The organism is Echinicola sp. 20G, from assembly GCF_015533855.1.
Taxonomy (GTDB): Bacteria; Bacteroidota; Bacteroidia; order Cytophagales; family Cyclobacteriaceae; genus Echinicola.
The window spans coordinates 923,820-941,412 of sequence record NZ_AP024154.1 but is presented as its reverse complement, the minus strand read 5'-3'; the positions used below and the strand labels follow the sequence as shown (position 1 = coordinate 941,412).

Genomic DNA, 17,593 nt, shown 5'->3' with positions numbered 1-17,593 from the left:
ATGGACAGTATAGATAGATTAATGAGTAAAGCGCTAAAGGGAAATATGGAAATATGGCTGCCGCGTCAGCTGAGCTGGAGAGGAATCAAAATTAAGTTTCCGACGCTATACTGTGTTTTACTTTACACCATTTTTAGTTTGCCTACTCAGGTGGAGGCTCAAGATACACTCCATTATAGTGGGAGTACCTTGTCACGAGTGGATTATCATCATGGGCAGTTACAGCCAGCCATTGGTGTGCATGCAGTACAGACCATGCGGGCCAATCGGGAATATCCCGAAAAAGGAGATGGTTTTGGATGGACCTACAACCATGCGCCCATGTTGGCTTATTGGAAGGGGAAATTTTATTTGGAGTATCTGAGTGATCCTGTGGGAGAACATATTGCTCCGAGCCAAACCTTGCTCCAAACATCTTCTGATGGGAAAGAGTGGACCAAACCGGAAGTGATTTTTCCTCCATACCGAATTCCAGACGGTACAACCAAAGAAGGTCAGGAGGGCGTTGCCAAAGACTTAGATGCAGTGATGCATCAGAGGATGGGTTTTTATGTAGCAGAAAATGGGAAGCTGTTGGCCTTGGCCTATTATGGCATTGCCTTGGATGCACATGATGGTCCAAATGATGGCAATGGCATCGGTCGTGTGATCAGGGAAATTAAAGAAGATGGCAGTTTCGGACCGATCCATTTTATTCGATACAATCACGGTTGGGAAGAAAAGAACACCACTTATCCATTTTATAAATCCAGCAAGGACAAAGCCTTTGTAAAGGCTTGTGATGAGTTGCTCAGCAAGCCATTGATGATGCAGCAGTGGGTGGAGGAAGCGGACAGGGATGATCCTCTAATCCCACTAAAAAAGCAATATAAAGCTTTTAGTTACTATCATCTTCCTGATGGCAGGGTAGTTGGTTTGTGGAAGCATGCCTTGACCAGCATCAGTCATGACGGAGGAAAAACTTGGGAATACAACCCTTTAAGAGCACCTGGGGTGGTAAATTCAAATGCAAAAATATGGGGTCAGCGTACCGCAGATGGTGCTTATGCCCTGGTCTATAATCCCTCTGAATACCGTTGGCCATTGGCTGTCTCAAGTAGTAAAGATGGCACTGACTATGACAACCTATTTTTGGTCCATGGTGAAATCACCGCGATGCGGTATGGGGGAAACTACAAGTCCTATGGCCCGCAATATGTCAGGGGAATTTTGGAAGGAAATGGCATGCCGCCTGACGGTAAAATGTGGCTGACCTATAGTGTCAATAAAGAGGACATCTGGGTGGCTTCCGTGCCAACACCCATCACAGCAGAAGCGGTGGGACATGCGAACGATGTCTTTGATGTGATGCCAGAAGGTAAGGAAGTGGATTTTTGGAATACTTACAGCCCACAATGGGCAAAAACTGGCATTGAAAAGATTGATGGCAAAAAGTATTTGGTGCTGTACGATCAAGATCCGTTCGATTATGCCAAAGCACAAAGGATCATCCCTTCAAGTAAACAATTGCATGTGGAGTTTACCGTGTCAGCCCAGCAAGCAGATTACGGCAAGCTTCAAATAGAAATTCAGGACAGCAAAGGAAGGCCAGGGGTCCAACTGATTTTTGATGAAGATGGACTTTTCAAAACACGAGCAGGTTATCGGATGAATACACTGCTGGCCTATGAAAAAGGTAATACTTATCATGTGGAGTTAGATTTGAATGTAGAGACACGGTTTTACCAAATTAAGGTAAATGGTCAGGAAAAAGGTCCCAAATTATTCTTTGCACCCTTGGATGCAATGGAACGGATTGTTTTCAGAACGGGAACCCAGCGTTACTTTCCGAATGCAGAGACGCCTACAGATCAGGACTATGATTTGGAAAATGCTGGAGAAGCGGTGAAGGAAGCGGTTTATTATTTGAAATCTTTAGTTACTTATTAAGCTAATAATTACGTAAATGAATACTTTTTCTATCAATCATAAACAGTCTTATTTTACACCAGCATTGAGTTTGCTGTTGTTTTGTCTGTTGATTTTTGGTTGTGGACCAGATCCTGTGGCCACAGGACTCAAAGTGGTGGATGTTACAGTAGAAATGATGCATCAACCTTTGGGACTTGACATAGTTGCCCCAAGGCTAAGCTGGAAATTATCCTCCAAAGAACTAGGGGCAAAGCAATCGGCCTATCAGGTGGTGGTGTATCATTCATCGGAGGGCAGTGAAGAGACAGCAGTTTGGGACTCAGGAAAAGTAGATAGTAACCAAAGCCAGATGGTCGCTTACCAGGGAGCACCACTGATTGGAGGACAACGTTATTTTTGGAAAGTAAAAGTCTGGAATGAAGCCGGAAATGAATCAGAATGGAGTCAATTAGCCTTTTTTGAGATGGCACCTAGTGACTTGGAGGAACAGTCCAAATGGATTGGTGCCATTACGCGCGAAGATAGTGGGTTGCCAAGCGGAAGAAATTTTCATGAACCTGATATGCGAAGGGAAGAAAATAAGGAGAAATGGAGTCATGTGGACCCATTGGCCAAGCAAAGTATTCAGCTAAGAAAGGCTTTCAAGCCCCTGCAAGAGATAAAGAAGGCCACGGTATACATCAGTGGCTTGGGCCACTATGAGTTGATTTTAAATGGTGAAAAGGTGGGGATTAGTGAATTTGCACCGCTTTGGTCGGATTATGACAAGACCGTTTACTACAATACCTATGATGTCACGGAGAGGATTAAAAAGGGAGAGAATGCAGTCGGAGTGGTGTTGGGAAATGGAATGTACAATGTATCAGGAGACAGGTACGCTAAATTTTTGATCAGCTTTGGACCACCTACCTTGTTTTTTAACTTGAAGCTGGAGTTTGAGAATGGAGAAACCCAAGTAGTAGCCTCTGATGAAACTTGGAAGTGGACAGAGAGTCCGATCACCTTCAATTGTATCTTTGGGGGTGAAGACTATGATGCCAATAGAGAGCAAGAAGGCTGGAATCAAGCTGGATTTTCCGAGAAAGATTGGAATCCGGTGGTCATCCAAAAAGCCCCTTTGGGATCTCTAAAGCCACAATTGGCGCCTTCGGTTGGCATTCAACAGCAATTTGATGTCAAATCAGTTTCCGAACCAGCAGAGAATGTTTATGTGTTGGATATGGGACAAAATTTGGCAGGGTTCCCTTCCATCAAGGTAAAAGGGAAAAAAGGACAAACCGTAAAGCTCGTCGTGGGCGAGCATTTGAAGGAAAGTGGAATGGTGGGACAGGGCAGGACAGGTGGCCCACACTATTACACCTACACCCTAAAAGGGGAGGTCGAAGAATCCTGGCAGCCTAAATTCAGCTATTATGGTTATCAATATATCCAAGTGGAGAATATCAATTTGCCTGGCCAAGATCAGCAGGAAGGCAGACCCAGCATTACTGAAATCAAATCCAATTTTATTTACAACAAGGCCGAGGAAAAAGGCTCTTTTGAGAGTTCCAATGAGATCTTCAACCAAACACATTGGTTGATCAATAATGCCATCAAAAGCAATATGCAAAGTGTCTTTACTGACTGTCCGCATCGGGAGAAGCTAGGGTGGTTGGAAGAGACTTACTTAAATGGTCCCGGTTTGTTTTATAATTATGATTTAGGCCAGTTGGTGCCCAAGGTTATGCAGGACATGGCAGATGCGCAAAGGGATAATGGACTTGTGCCCAGCATTGCCCCGGAATATGTGGTTTTTGGGGGTGATTTTACGGATTCACCAGAATGGGGAGTGGCGTGTGTGGTTTTGCCTTGGATGTATTATGAATACTATGGAGATAGTTCATTGATTGCAAAGTATTATCCGACAATGAAGCGTTATATAGACTATTTGGGCACGACGGCTGAGCACCATATTGTTTCTCATGGTTTGGGGGATTGGTATGACTATGGAGAGCATGCGGCAGGATATTCAAAAAATAGCCCAATAGCACTTTCCGCGACATCTCATTATTATTTGGGGATTAGCCTGGTAAAAAAGGCTGCTGCAATGCTTCAGCAAAGTGATGATTTTGAGAAGTATCAAACATTGGAATCAGCAGTAAAAGATGCCTTTAATGCGGAATTCTTTGACCCAGCAACCAATCAATATGGTACTGGTAGTCAATTTTCAAATGCGGTACCAGTGTTTATGGACATCGTTGATCCAAGCAGAAAAGAAGCCGTTTTGGACAATTTGGTCAAAGATATTAAAGAGCACGGTTATCGATTGACTACTGGAGATGTGGGCAATCGCTATTTATACCAGACTTTGGCCAGGAATGGACTGAACGAGCTAATGTACGAAATGCACAATCACTATGATGCGCCTGGTTACGGTTTTCAGATCAAGTTTGGCTTGACCACTTTGACGGAACAGTGGGATCCCAGAAAGGGAAACAGCTGGAACCATTTTATGATGGGACAGATCGAAGAATGGTTTTATAGGGATTTGGCCGGGATACAACCGGATACAGAAAACCCAGGGTTTAAGCATTTTTACCTGAAGCCAAATTGGGTAGGGGATTTGGAATTTGTAAAAGCGTCCTATGAAAGCAGGTATGGTAAAATTGTCTCGGAATGGACAAGAGAAAATGGCGTGGGGACTTTTCACTTCACGATACCTGTAAATACGAGTGCGACAGTGGTATTGCCTGTGGAGAATCCTGATGAAGTATTGATCAATGGTCGTAAACCCGAGAAAGATGTTTTGGTAAATGAAAATCAGTATGGTTCCTTTCCAGTCTATAAACTTGGATCTGGGGAATATGAAATAGTAGTGAAGTAGTTGGACAGTGAGAAACAGAAATCTTTTGTCCAAAATCAAAAGTCTTCAAACATGAAAAAGAAATATGAAGGAGTGGTAGTTCCCATGGTGACACCACTGACCGCAAAAGGAGAAATTGATCAAGAAGCAGTAGCGAAGATTATGCAGCAATTTGCTCAAAACAGCATTTCTCCTTTGGTGTTGGGCACTACCGGGGAGTCCGCGTCTTTTTCAGAAAAAGAAAGTGTGGAAATGATCAAGGCTGCCTTAGCTTCAAAGTCAGCAGGTCAGCAGGTGTATGCAGGAGTGGTCAATAATTCAGTCTCTGAGCAAATAAACAAAGGCCGTCAATATTTGGAATTGGGAGTGGATGTGGTGGTGGCGACATTGCCTGCTTATTACATACTTACTACAGAGCAGATGAAAAGGCACTTTGAAGTGTTGGCCGAGTCAATTGGAGGGCCCATGATGATGTATAATATCAAAGCGACCACCCAAATGTCCATTCCCTTGTCGGTAGTGGAAGAAATCAGTCATCATCACAATTGCTGGGGACTAAAAGATTCTGAAAGGGATATTGGTAGAATGCATGCTGCCATTGACCAATACCGTGAAAGGGCTGATTTTTCGTTTTTCTGCGGTTGGGGAGCGCAATCTGCCAACAGCCTCAGGACAGGGGCAGATGGTATTGTACCCAGTACGGGCAATATTGTACCTGAAATGTATAAATCACTGTATGCTGCCAGTCAGGAAGGGGATGATGCGAGCGCCCTACATTACCAAGAGTTGACGGATGAAGTGGCCAAAATTTATCAAGGAGGTAAAAGCCTTGGGCAGTCTCTGGCGGCATTGAAATTAATGATGCGGGAAAAAGGATGGTGTCAAGCATTTATGAAGCCTCCTTTGACCAGTCTCTCCAAAAGTGAAGAAGAGGAAGTATTGACGGATTGGAAAGAATTTATGAATGATGTTCAGAAGCCTTAAAGAGGTGCTCAAAGCCTATTTGTAGAGTCATGGAGAAGTAAATATTCAAGCTGATAAAGTGTTGATATTAGGAAATTAATCTTGAAATAACCCAATAACCAAAATGCAAACAGGATTACATTGGATCGATTACCTGCTGATTATTGTCTCCATTTTAGGGACAATTTACATGGGGATTTATTTCTCCAAAAGGCAGAAAAGCAGTGAGGATTATTTTGCCGGAGGTGGGGGGATTCCATCTTGGGCAATAGGTATGTCCATTTTTGCTACGCTGATTAGTAGTGTTACTTTTCTGGCCTATCCGAGTGCTGCTTACAAATCCAATTGGATATTGCTGGTGCAAGGGCTAATGGTTCCGATCATCTTGGTTTGCATGATTTGGGTAATTGTTCCGCTTTTTAGGCGAGTGATAGGCTTGAGTACTTATGAGTACTTTGAAAAAAGATTTGGTTTTTTTGCTCGCTTGTATAGTTCTCTGGCATTTGTGCTGACCCATTTTTCAAAAATGGGAACCGTTTTATACTTGGTAAGTTTGGCCTTAAGTAGCATGATGGAAGTGAATATTTTTATGGTAATAGGTGTCCTTACCTTCGTGATCATTGTATTGACTTTATTGGGAGGAATAGAGGCAGTGATTTGGATGGATGTGATTCAGGGTTTTTTGTTGATTGGAGGTGGGGTTTTCTGCTTGATCCTTCTTTTATGGGTGCCGGAAGGAGGCCCACAAAGGGTCATGGAGGAAGCCATCAACATGAAAAAAATAGGCTTTGGACCATATGACATTGACTTTACGCAGCTCACTTTCATCGTGATGGTGGTCAACGGAATATTTTATGCCATCCAAAAATATGGCACCGATCAGACCATCGTACAGCGCTACCTTACAGCCAGAAATGATCACGAGGCCAAAAAAGCGGCCTACTTGGGCGTGTTTTTGAGTGTTCCAGTATGGACTCTTTTTATGTTGATCGGCTCATTGCTGTTTGTTTTTTATCAAATTTCAGGAACTGCGTTACCTGCAGGAACTACCGTGGATGCGGTTTTCCCTTATTTCATCATGACGGAATTGCCACCTGGGGTAACGGGCTTGGTGCTTTCCGCTTTGGCAGCGGCAGCCATCTCCAGTTTGGATTCGGACATGAACTGTCTTGCCGCGGTCGGAGTAGAAGATTATTATAAGCGATTTAATCCCAATTGTAGTACCCACCAAAAGTTAAAGGTGGGGAGGATTTTGGTGCTAATCGCCGGCTTGGCGGCTGCATTTGTAGCGGTGCTATATGTGCTTTGGCAAGGTGAAGGGGTGCTAGGAGCCGTCTTTGGCCTTTATGCTATTTTCTCAGCTGGAATAGTCGGGATTTTTCTATTGGGCCTTTTAAGCAGGAGGGCCAATAAGGAAGGCCTTTATATAGGAATTGGTGTTTGCGTGTTGTTTACAGCCTATGCCTTATTGACTTCCACTCCCATTAGTTTTGGAGGAGGAGAAAAGAGCTTGTTGTTGGATTTGGGGCAATACAATTTCTCCCAGCACAAGTACATGCTGGGAGTTTATAGTCACCTGATCGTTTTGATCGTCGGATATATCGCCAGTTTGTTTTTCAAGCGGCCGAAGGCAGATGCAAATTTGACCATTTATGGTTATTTCAAAGAGAAGAAAAATGTGGAAAAAATAAGTCAATTTTCATGAGGGCAATTAGTTTATTACAACCCCAAAAACTGGTGTTTGGGACTGGGGCCTTATCTCAATATGTGGAGGACACCATTCAGGCTGGCAGAGCTAGAATATGGATTCTGATTGCCGCACCTTTGGTGTCCAGGTTTGAAGAAGGGCTCCGACTGATGGAGAAAGCAGGTTTAAAGGTGAAAGTAACGGTATATGATAACGGCGAGCCTACTTTTGATCTTTACAATGAATATTTGAAAGAAGTCAAGGCCTATAACCCAGAAAGTATAGTAGGCATTGGGGGAGGAAGTGTTTTGGACCTGGCCAAGATTTTGGCTGCCATGCAGGACAGTACTGGGCAGTTATCTGATTTTGTAGGTATAAATTTGTTAAAAGGTCGGGGCACGCACATGGTGTGCATTCCAACCACTTCTGGAACGGGTAGTGAAGTTTCTCCCAATGCCATTCTTTTGGATGAATCAACATTGGAGAAAAAGGGAATTATCAGTCCCTATCTTGTGCCAGATGCCACATACATTGACCCTGAATTGACAATAGGATTACCTCCTAAAATTACAGCTGAGACGGGAATAGATGCGCTTTCCCATTGTATTGAGGCATATACCAATAAATTCAGTCATCCACTGGTGGATGATTATGCATTGAGGGGAATTGCCTTAATTGGCCGTAATTTGAAAAGGGCATATGAAAAAGGCGATGATATGGATGCCCGGTCTGCTGTGGCTTTGGGCAGTATGTATGGAGGTTTGTGTTTGGGGCCTGTCAATACTGCAGCAGTGCATGCCCTCAGTTATCCTCTAGGAGGAAAGTACCATGTACCGCATGGTCTGGCCAATGCAGTGCTACTTCCAGAAGTGATGGCCTACAATATGTCTTCCAATATTCATAAGCATGTGCAGATAGCATTAGCGATGGGAGCAACTGAAGGAGAAACACTAGAGGAAACGGCCATAAATGGTGTGGAGAAAGTGAGGGAGTTGGTTAAACTATGTGATATTCCACAAAATTTGACCGCTTTGGGCGTTCAAAAGGGCGATGTGGCAGAATTGACTGGCTTGGCGATGAAAGTGACAAGATTGCTTAAAAACAACCCCAAAGAATTGACCTTTGAGGATGCTGAAAGAATATATTACAGTTTGTTTTAGGACAGAAATATTGAGGTACTGATACTTATACCTTAAGTCAATAAAAGAGAAAAAATGAAGAGACCAATCATAGCGATCACAATGGGAGATCCTGCAGGGATAGGTCCTGAGATCATAGTAAAAAGTTTTCAGGATGGTGCTTTGCATGACAAGTGCAGGCCTTTGGTAGTAGGAGATGCCAAAACCATCAATAAGATGGTGAAAGACTTGGGAGCCTCGCTCTCGGTTAGAGCCATGGCAAGTGTAGAAGAGGCGAGATTTGACCCAGAGGTGATCGACGTTTATGATTTGGACAATGTGGATCAAGCTCAATTGGAAATGGGAAAAGTCAGTGCGATGGCAGGAAATGCTGCTTTTGAAGCGGTAAAAAAGACCATTGAATTGGCATTGGAAGAGCAAGTAGATGCCACCGTGACTGCCCCAATCAATAAAGAATCGATCAACTTGGCCGGGCACCATTTTGCTGGCCACACAGAAATCTATGCTACTTTTACAGGCACTGAAAAATTTGCCATGCTATTGGTAGAGCAAAACCTGAGGGTGATTCATGTGACCACCCATGTGCCTTTGAGACAAGCTTGTGATTTGATCAAGAAGGAAAGGGTGGAAGATGTGATCCGGCTTTTGCATGATGCCTGTGTTCAGTTTGGAATCGAAAAGCCACGAATAGGGGTCGCAGGACTGAATCCCCATGCAGGAGATGGTGGGTTATTTGGTACAGAAGATACGGAAGAAATCCTTCCTGCTGTAACAGCAGCCCAATCCGAAGGCTTTTTGGCCGAAGGACCAGTTCCTCCGGATACGCTATTTGCCAAGGCTGTGCAGGGATATTATGATGGTTGTGTGGCCATGTACCATGATCAGGGGCATATTCCCTTTAAGATGGTAGGCTTCAAGTGGAACAATGAAACCAAGACCATGGAGAGTGTGAAAGGAGTAAACATTACCTTGGGCCTCCCGATTATTAGAACGTCGGTAGATCACGGGACTGCCTTTGAAATTGCCGGGCAGGGCATAGCATCTGAGGATGCGTTGAACTTAGCGATTGATTACGCCATTCCGATGGCACAAAACAGAAAAAAACATGATAGCAGTTATAGCCGATGATATTACTGGTGCGGCAGAGATTGCCGGAGTATGCCTAAGATGGGGGATTCCTGTTTCTTTTTCTTTGGATGCCAAACCTGCCAATGGGGCCGAAGTGATGGTTATTGCCACAGATACCCGATCCATGACGGAGGAAAATGCCTTAAAGGAAACAGACAGGATAGCCTCTGAACTTTTGGAAATGGGCGTAACTTGGATTTTTAAGAAGTCGGATTCGGTTATGCGGGGACATGTGGCTGCCGAACTGAAAGTTCTGGCCCAAAAACTAAACAAGAAAAAAATGCTTTTGGCACCAGCCAACCCTTATACGGGAAGAAGTATTACTGATGGGATTTATTATGTGAAAGGCCTGCCCTTGAATGAAACAAGCTTTAAGGATGACCCTACCTTTCCGGCTTTTTCGGCAAATGTCAAAGACTTGTTGAGAGAGGAGGAGCTTTCAGTGGCTTATGGAAAATTTTCAGAGGAGGAAGATCTCCAAGAAGGTTTTAATATTCCAGACTCTGAAACCATGCTGGACCTCTATGCTTGGGCAAGCTTGATGGATAGCACCGTTCTGCCCGGAGGAAGTGCCGCGTTTTTTGAAATGTGTTTGAAAAGAAATTTCCCCGAATGGATGAGAGGTCAGGAGCCTGACCCGCTTTCGTTTGTTGGAAATAGCCTGATGATAGCGGGAAGTAGTCATCAGAACAGTAAGGATTTTGTAGAAAAGGCGGTGGAAAAAGGAGTTCACCTTAGTGAAATGCCAGAGCCCTTAATGGAAGAAGTATTCAATCCAGTAGGAATGGATGCTTGGGTATATGATGTCGCAGAAGGACTCAATGAAGGAGATCGGGTCATCATGGCCTATGGAAAGAAGAAGGTCAAATTCAGTGACTATCCAGCTGTTTTAAAGAAAAGAACGGCCAAAGCTGTGGCCAGGGTCATTGAGGAAGTGCCAGTGAGAGAATTGCTCTTGGAAGGAGGTGCGACCACCTGTGCTGTTATAGAGGAACTGGCATTGGGTGCCTTGATACCAATGCAGGAATTGAGTCCTGGGGTGGTAAGGTTAAAGGTGATGGACAGAGATATGGTTTTGACGATCAAGCCGGGTAGCTACCCTTGGCCGGAAGCGGTGTACAAATATTTTGAAATCCAAAAACCAGTGGTATGATTCGCCTTTATGGGCCGCCAAGGGGCCAAAGATTGATTGTTATAGGACTGCTCGTAAGTGTGTTATTATGGGCTTCTATTACGGTTTGTTCTGCTCAGGATTCGGATCGGTCTTATAATGAAACTTTGGAGGAAACATTGAAGCGGATAGAAGAGATATTTGATGTGGAGTTACAATACAATCAAGATTTGGTGGAAGGAAAAACGCTGAATTATGCTTTTTGGCGCATCCGACAAGGAAATCTGGAAAACTCATTGACGGCTCTATTATCCCCTTTTGATTTGACCTATTTCAAAGAAAATGAGGTCAAATATACCATCAAGCCCTACCAATATCATAAAAAGTCAAGCGATACCGGAGCTGAGCAGTTAGATTATTTCAAAACCCTGTACCAAAACAAAGCAGAGTGGGAAGTAAGGAAAGAGGCGCTTAAGGCTTGTATGATCGAGGCCCTGGGAATTAAGGACCTTCCTGAAAAACCGACTACTGAACCAATAATCACCAAAAGGAGAAATTACAAAGGTTATTCCGTAGAAAATGTGGCTATGGAGGTGCTTCCAGGGGTATATACCACAGGATCGGTTTATCGTCCCAAACCGCTAAAAAAAGATCACCCCATCATCATTATGCCCAATGGACATTTTGGACAAGGTAGGTACCGGGAAAGTCAGCAGATCAGAAGTGCAACACTTGCTAGAATGGGGGCGGTGGTCGTTGGATATGATCTTTTTGCTTGGGGAGAGTCACTTTTGCAGTTTGAATCAGAGGATCATCGCCTGAGTGTGTCACATACCATCCAAACCTTGAATGGCATCCAATGGATCAATTATTTGTCCTCCCTCAAAGAGACCAATCCAGATTTAGTAGGCATCACAGGCGGTTCAGGAGGTGGTTCCCAGACCATGTTACTCACTGCTATTGATGACCGAATCAAAGTTTCTGTTCCTACCGTTATGGTTTCTTCTCATTTTTCAGGAGGCTGTCCCTGTGAAAGTGGCAAGCCAATTCACCTTTGTGAAGGCGGAACCAATAATGCAGAGATTGCCGCTATGACAGCACCAAGGCCTTTATTGATCATTTCAGATGGAGGAGACTGGAGCAGTACGGTGCCAGAAATTGAATTTCCTTTTATTGAAAGGACCTATGGCTTTTACGGAGCTAAAGACAAAATAGTCAATGCTCATTTTGCAAAGGAGGGCCATGATTATAAATATTCCAAAAGGCAGGCCATGTATCCATTTATGGCAAAACACCTTGGTTTGTCGCTGGAAAAATGGACGGATACAAATGGAATGGTCGATGAGACCGGAATCACTATTGAAAGTGAAAATGAATTAAAAGTCTTTGGAGAGCAAGGGGAAAACCTTCCTGAGAATGCCTTGATCGGAAAGGAAGCTTTATTTAAGCTCTTGGAGTAGTCTAAAGGACTTTCTAATAAATTGGCCTGAGGCAAAAGTTAATTTTGCTCTTGATTTTAGCATAACCAATAACCTAAAAAACCAAATGAATAAGTTTTGGACAAAACTGCTGTTTTTATTCCTCACCATTAGTAGCCTTCAAGCCCAGGAGAAGAAATGGAAGCTTTGGTACGATAAGCCTGCATCAAACTGGAATGAGGCATTGCCACTAGGCAATGGAAGACTTGGGGCCATGGTATTTGGAGTGCCTGCAGTAGAACGACTGCAGCTTAACGAGGAGACCATTTGGGGAGGTTCACCCAATAGCAATGCGCATAGCAAGTCCAAAGCAGCCATCCCATATATTCAAAAGCTCATCTTTGAAGGAAATTACCAGGCAGCACAAGAATTGGCCAATGAAAAGGTCATGTCCCAGACCAATGATGGCATGCCTTATGAGACTTTTGGGAATGTATACATTTCATTTCCCGGACATCAAGGTTACCAAGATTATTACCGTGATCTGGATTTGGAAAAGGCTATCTCTACCGTTTCATATACAGTGGATGGGGTGCAATATCAAAGAGAAGTATTCAGTGCCTTTGAGGATGATGTCATTATGGTAAGGCTTACAGCAGATCGGGCTGCCAGCATCACTTGCAATGTCCAGATGACCAGTCCCCATGATAATGCAGTCGCTAGGGTGAGAGAGGATCAATTGACACTTTCTGGACAGTCACAAACCCATGACCACCAAAGAGGAGGAGTGAAATTTCAAGGCAGGATTAAAGCAAGTCATAAAGGAGGAGAACTTGTGGTAAAGGATGGCCTGATCAGTGTCAAAGAAGCAGATGAGCTTACCCTTTACATCAGTATTGCCACCAACTTTATAAACTACAAAGACCTTTCTGAAGAATATGAACAGAAAGCAGCAAATATATTGAATGCTGCTTTGACCAAGGACTATGATGCCATTAAAAAAGCCCATGTCCAGTTTTATCAGCAATTTTACAATAGGGTGTCTCTTGATTTGGGTGTAACGAGTGAAGCCGAGAAGCCTACTGACCAAAGAATTGAACATTTTGCAGAAGTCAATGACCCGCAGTTGGCAGCCTTGTATTTTCAGTTTGCGCGGTACTTGTTGATTTCCTGCTCTCAGCCTGGAGGACAGCCCGCGAACCTTCAGGGAATTTGGAACGATATGTTGTTTCCTCCATGGGAAAGCAAATATACCGTCAATATCAATGCGGAAATGAATTATTGGCCAGCAGAACTTACTAACCTGAGTGAGATGCATGAGCCTTTCTTACAAATGGTTAGGGAAGTAAGTGAGACGGGTGCTGAAACGGCGAAAAAGATGTATGGTGCCAGAGGTTGGGTGCTGCATCATAATACGGACATTTGGAGAATTACCGGGCCGATCGATTATGCTGCTTCCGGCATGTGGCCCAGTGGAGGAGCATGGCTCAGCCAGCATCTTTGGGAAAGGTACCTTTATAGCGGAGATAAGGATTTTCTGCAAGAAGCTTATCCAATCATGAAGGGTGCTGCACAGTTTTTCTTAGATGTGCTGATTGAAGAACCCACCCACCAATGGTTGGTTGTTTCTCCCTCAAGTTCACCTGAAAACAGTCACATTCATGGTGCTACCTTAGCTGCTGGTGTGACTATGGACAACCAATTGCTGTTTGACCTTTTTTCCAATGTAATCCGTGCCTCAAAAATAGTAGAAAAGGATCAGGATTTTGCTGATACTTTAAGCGTTACCAGGTCTCGCTTAGCTCCGATGCAGATCGGCCAGTATGGACAATTACAGGAATGGATGCATGATTGGGATGATCCTGAAGATAAGCACCGACATGTGTCCCACTTGTATGGAGTGTTTCCTAGTAACCAAATTTCAGCTTTTAGGACCCCGAAGTTGTTTGATGCTGCAAAGACTTCTTTAATGTATCGGGGCGATCCATCCACGGGCTGGTCTATGGGATGGAAGGTCAATCTTTGGGCTAGATTTCTGGATGGAGACCATGCTTATAAGTTGTTGCAAAACCAATTGAGTTTGGTCACCCCAAGTACTCGAGGTGGAGGCACCTATGCCAATATGTTTGATGCACATCCGCCATTCCAGATTGACGGTAACTTCGGCTGTGCTGCTGGCATTGCCGAAATGTTAATGCAAAGTCAAGAAGGGGCGATCCATTTGTTGCCTGCCTTGCCTTCAGCTTGGGGCGAAGGAAACATTAAAGGCCTGCGTGCCAGGGGTGGATTTGAAATAGTGGAGCTGAGTTGGAAAGATCATAAAGTGGATAAATTGGTCATTAAGTCTACCCAAGGTGGTAACCTAAGGCTGCGCTCCGAAAATAAGCTCAAGGCAAAAGGGCTGAGCATAGCTGAAGGTGAAAACCCTAACCACTTTTTTGAATTGCCAGAAGTGAAAGCCCCTTTGATTTCGGAGAAAGCAAAGCTTAATGCGGTGGATTTACCGGACTACCATGAATATGATTTGTCTACCCAAGCTGGAGAAGCATATACGATTATTGGAAAATAAATCTATGAGGAAGTAAATGATAAATTATAAAATAATTGTTGGTGCAGTGTTGGTTTTGTTTTCTTGCGGAAGGCAAAAGACCAATTCGGAAGAGGAAGTAAGCACCGGGCCTAATCTGGAGAAATGGTCTGTACGTTTGGCTGATTCTGACATTGCCCGCTTTAAAGATTGGATCGTAGAAGACCCTTACTGGGGTTATCATGAGGGGCTGGTCTGCAAGGCCATGCTGGACATGTGGAAATATACTGGGGATGATAAGTATTTTGATTTTGTGAAAGGTTTTGGGGAGAATATCATTGAGGAGAATGGAACCATCAAAACCTACAACTTGAAAAGCTACAACATCGATAATATCAATTCGGGAAAAGTACTGATTCCTCTATATGAAGAAACCGGAGAGAAGAAGTATCGAGTAGCTTTGGGTACATTGGTGAAGCAATTGGAAAATCATCCACGTGTTTCGGATGGAGGCTTTTGGCACAAGTTGAAGTACCCCCATCAGGTTTGGTTGGATGGGCTTTATATGGCTGGGCCTTTTTTGGCAGCTTATGGAAAAGCGTTTGAGGAGTCAAGCTATACAGAAGATGCGGTTAATCAATTGATAGAGGCGTATAGGGTACTTTATGATCCTGAAAAACACTTATTGTATCATGGTTGGGACGAGAGTAGGGAACAGGCATGGGCTGATAAGGAAACTGGACTATCTGCCAATTTTTGGAGTAGAAGTATTGGTTGGTACTTGATGGCTGTTGTGGATGTATTGGATTTTTTACCGGCTGACCATCCTGAAAGAGAAAAGTTGATTCAGATAGCCAATGAAGTGGCCATAGGGCTAAGGGATTTTCAGGATTCTGAAACAGGAACCTGGTATCAGGTAACGGACCAAGGTGAGCGCGAGGGAAATTATTTGGAATCATCAGGAACGGGCATGTTTGTGTATTTCTTGTACAAAGGTGTGCGAGAAGGTTACCTTCCAGAGGAATTTCTCCATACAGCCCATAAGGGTTATGAAGGACTTGTCAATGAGTTTTTCCGAGAGGAGGAAGATGGAACGGTATCTGTCACCGATGGTTGTGCTGTGGCAGGATTGGGAGGAGATGGAAACCGTGACGGTAGTTTCGAATATTATATTTCCGAACCCATCAAAGACAATGACCCAAAAGCTACGGCTCCGGCCATTATGGCCAGCATAGAGCATGAAAGATTCATGAATAATAAATGATAATATTGGGCATGTCTAATACCAAAATAACCTTTCTTTTTGCCATTATTTTATCCTGTCTGGGTGCTTGCAAGAGTGCTGCTTTAGCACAAGGACCTGCCATTCTCCAAAAAGAAGATTTTAAGCATTATGTGGATTACTTCAACCAGATGGAGGATGAAAATATCCAGCAGGCCATTCCCAATAGTGCGTCATGGGAGTGGATGAAAGATAATATTCCACTTTTTGAAGCTCCTCAGCAAAACTTTGAGGAGATCTTTTATTACCGGTGGTGGACGCTCAGGAAGCACATAAAAGAGACACCTGTGGGCTATGCCATGACCGAGTTTTTGGTCGAGCGGTCTTATTCGGATAAGTATAATTTGATCAGTTGTGCATTAGGGCATCATATTTATGAGTCCCGTTGGCTTCATGACCCGAAATATTTGGATCAAATTGTCCATACCTGGTACAGGGGCAATGAAGGGAAGCCAATGACTAAGTTGCATAATTTCAGCAGTTGGACAGCAGATGCCTTATATAACCGATATAAACTAACAGGAAATAAGGATTATTTGAATGATATGCTTCCCGACTTACTGGAGGAATACCAGTGGTGGGAAGATAACAGACAAAGGGAAGATGGACTGTTCTGGCAGATAGACGTGAAAGATGGCATGGAAGAATCCTTGAGCGGGGGAAGGCACGTAAAAAATGTACGTCCTACGATCAATAGTTATATGTATGGAAATGCAATGGCCATTGCAAGGATTGCTGAGATAAGTGGCGATGGTAAACTAGCTGAAATCTACAGAAAAAAGGCCCAAGAGATAAAATCATTGGTGCAGGATCAACTTTGGAATCCAGAAAGTTTATTTTTTGAAACTGTGAAAGAAAAAGGAGGTTTTGCCGAAGTGAGGGAAGCCATTGGCTTTATTCCTTGGTATTTTAATCTACCCGATGATAAAAACCCTTATCCAGCAGCTTGGGATCAGGTGACGGATGAAGGCGGCTTTTTAGCTCCTTTTGGGTTGACCACAGCAGAGTGCAGGCATCCGGAATTTAGGACACACGGTTGTTGTAATTGCGAATGGGATGGTGCTGTTTGGCCTTTTGCAACTTCCCAAACCATGACAGCTTTGGCCAATTTATTGATCAACTATGATCAGGAGATGGTTGGTAAACCAGATTATTTTCAGCAAATGAACAAATATGTCGAGTCCCAATACTATCGAGGGAGGCCATATATTGGAGAGTATTTGGATGAAAAAACAGGCTATTGGTTAAAGGGTGATCAGGAGCGAAGCAGGTACTATAATCATTCGACCTTCAATGATTTGATCATTACAGGCTTGGTGGGTTTTAGGCCTCAAGAAGATGGAAATGTTGTGGTAGATCCCTTGATTCCAGAAGATCAATGGGATTGGTTTTGCTTGGACAATGTGGCTTATCGCGGAGATATTCTCACCATATTTTGGGACGCTTCTGGGAAGAAATATGGAAAAGGAAAGGGACTCCATGTACTGATCAATGGAGAGGAAGTAGCCTCTTCGGATAATTTGGTACGATTAGAAGTAAAAAGATAGAGATTTAATATAGGTTGATAGTTTAAAAATGGGGCTTT

General features: G+C 43.6%; 11 protein-coding genes. All 11 read left to right on the top strand.

Annotated elements, in window-relative coordinates:
• The 11 genes from JL001_RS04185 (at position 1) to JL001_RS04135 (ending at position 17,555) form a co-directional block, all read left to right on the top strand.
• The gene (locus JL001_RS04185; RefSeq protein ID WP_236252707.1) at positions 1-1,929 is read left to right on the top strand and encodes an exo-alpha-sialidase; all 1,929 of its coding nucleotides are present in this window, start codon (positions 1-3) and stop codon (positions 1,927-1,929) included.
• A gap of 16 nt (positions 1,930-1,945) precedes the next feature.
• Complete coding sequence (locus JL001_RS04180; protein WP_200974908.1) at positions 1,946-4,774, top strand: glycoside hydrolase family 78 protein; 2,829 nt, start codon at positions 1,946-1,948, stop codon at positions 4,772-4,774.
• Positions 4,775-4,825: 51 nt separating this feature from the next.
• Complete coding sequence (locus JL001_RS04175) at positions 4,826-5,737, top strand: dihydrodipicolinate synthase family protein (protein WP_200974907.1); 912 nt, start codon at positions 4,826-4,828, stop codon at positions 5,735-5,737.
• Between the two features lie 103 nt (positions 5,738-5,840).
• A complete protein-coding gene (locus tag JL001_RS04170; RefSeq protein WP_200974906.1) occupies positions 5,841-7,421 on the top strand; it encodes a sodium:solute symporter in 1,581 nt (526 codons plus the stop codon).
• Positions 7,418-8,563 carry an iron-containing alcohol dehydrogenase gene (locus tag JL001_RS04165; protein ID WP_200974905.1) on the top strand — a complete coding sequence of 382 codons (1,146 nt, stop codon included), beginning with the start codon at positions 7,418-7,420 and terminating at the stop codon, positions 8,561-8,563. The genes JL001_RS04170 and JL001_RS04165 overlap by 4 nt, the downstream gene beginning before the upstream one ends.
• Positions 8,564-8,617: 54 nt before the next feature.
• Positions 8,618-9,670, top strand: coding sequence for a 4-hydroxythreonine-4-phosphate dehydrogenase PdxA (pdxA, locus tag JL001_RS04160; RefSeq protein WP_200974904.1), 1,053 nt, complete (start codon positions 8,618-8,620; stop codon positions 9,668-9,670).
• Entirely contained in the window at positions 9,648-10,823 is a 1,176-nt protein-coding gene (locus JL001_RS04155; RefSeq protein ID WP_200974903.1) for a four-carbon acid sugar kinase family protein, read from the top strand. The genes pdxA and JL001_RS04155 overlap by 23 nt, the downstream gene beginning before the upstream one ends.
• Entirely contained in the window at positions 10,820-12,241 is a 1,422-nt protein-coding gene (locus JL001_RS04150) for a S9 family peptidase (protein ID WP_200974902.1), read from the top strand. The genes JL001_RS04155 and JL001_RS04150 overlap by 4 nt, the downstream gene beginning before the upstream one ends.
• An 85-nt stretch (positions 12,242-12,326) precedes the next feature.
• Positions 12,327-14,768, top strand: coding sequence for a glycoside hydrolase N-terminal domain-containing protein (locus JL001_RS04145; protein ID WP_200974901.1), 2,442 nt, complete (start codon positions 12,327-12,329; stop codon positions 14,766-14,768).
• Positions 14,769-14,784: 16 nt separating this feature from the next.
• On the top strand, positions 14,785-15,990 hold the full coding sequence (locus JL001_RS04140; protein ID WP_200974900.1) for a glycoside hydrolase family 105 protein: 1,206 nt from the start codon (positions 14,785-14,787) through the stop codon (positions 15,988-15,990).
• An 11-nt stretch (positions 15,991-16,001) separates the two neighbouring features.
• Positions 16,002-17,555 (top strand): glycosyl hydrolase family 65 protein, encoded by a 1,554-nt coding sequence (locus tag JL001_RS04135; RefSeq protein WP_200974899.1) that lies wholly within the window; start codon positions 16,002-16,004, stop codon positions 17,553-17,555.
• Positions 17,556-17,593: the final 38 nt, after the last annotated feature.

Excerpts from the sequence above, each read along its gene's own strand:
- JL001_RS04185 (WP_236252707.1), top strand. The coding sequence starts at position 1 with ATGGACAGTATAGATAGATTAATGAGTAAAGCGCTAAAGGGAAATATG.
- JL001_RS04180 (WP_200974908.1), top strand. The coding sequence starts at position 1,946 with ATGAATACTTTTTCTATCAATCATAAACAGTCTTATTTTACACCAGCA.
- JL001_RS04175 (WP_200974907.1), top strand. The coding sequence starts at position 4,826 with ATGAAAAAGAAATATGAAGGAGTGGTAGTTCCCATGGTGACACCACTG.
- JL001_RS04170 (WP_200974906.1), top strand. The coding sequence starts at position 5,841 with ATGCAAACAGGATTACATTGGATCGATTACCTGCTGATTATTGTCTCC.
- JL001_RS04165 (WP_200974905.1), top strand. The coding sequence starts at position 7,418 with ATGAGGGCAATTAGTTTATTACAACCCCAAAAACTGGTGTTTGGGACT.
- pdxA (WP_200974904.1), top strand. The coding sequence starts at position 8,618 with ATGAAGAGACCAATCATAGCGATCACAATGGGAGATCCTGCAGGGATA.
- JL001_RS04155 (WP_200974903.1), top strand. The coding sequence starts at position 9,648 with ATGATAGCAGTTATAGCCGATGATATTACTGGTGCGGCAGAGATTGCC.
- JL001_RS04150 (WP_200974902.1), top strand. The coding sequence starts at position 10,820 with ATGATTCGCCTTTATGGGCCGCCAAGGGGCCAAAGATTGATTGTTATA.
- JL001_RS04145 (WP_200974901.1), top strand. The coding sequence starts at position 12,327 with ATGAATAAGTTTTGGACAAAACTGCTGTTTTTATTCCTCACCATTAGT.
- JL001_RS04140 (WP_200974900.1), top strand. The coding sequence starts at position 14,785 with ATGATAAATTATAAAATAATTGTTGGTGCAGTGTTGGTTTTGTTTTCT.
- JL001_RS04135 (WP_200974899.1), top strand. The coding sequence starts at position 16,002 with ATGTCTAATACCAAAATAACCTTTCTTTTTGCCATTATTTTATCCTGT.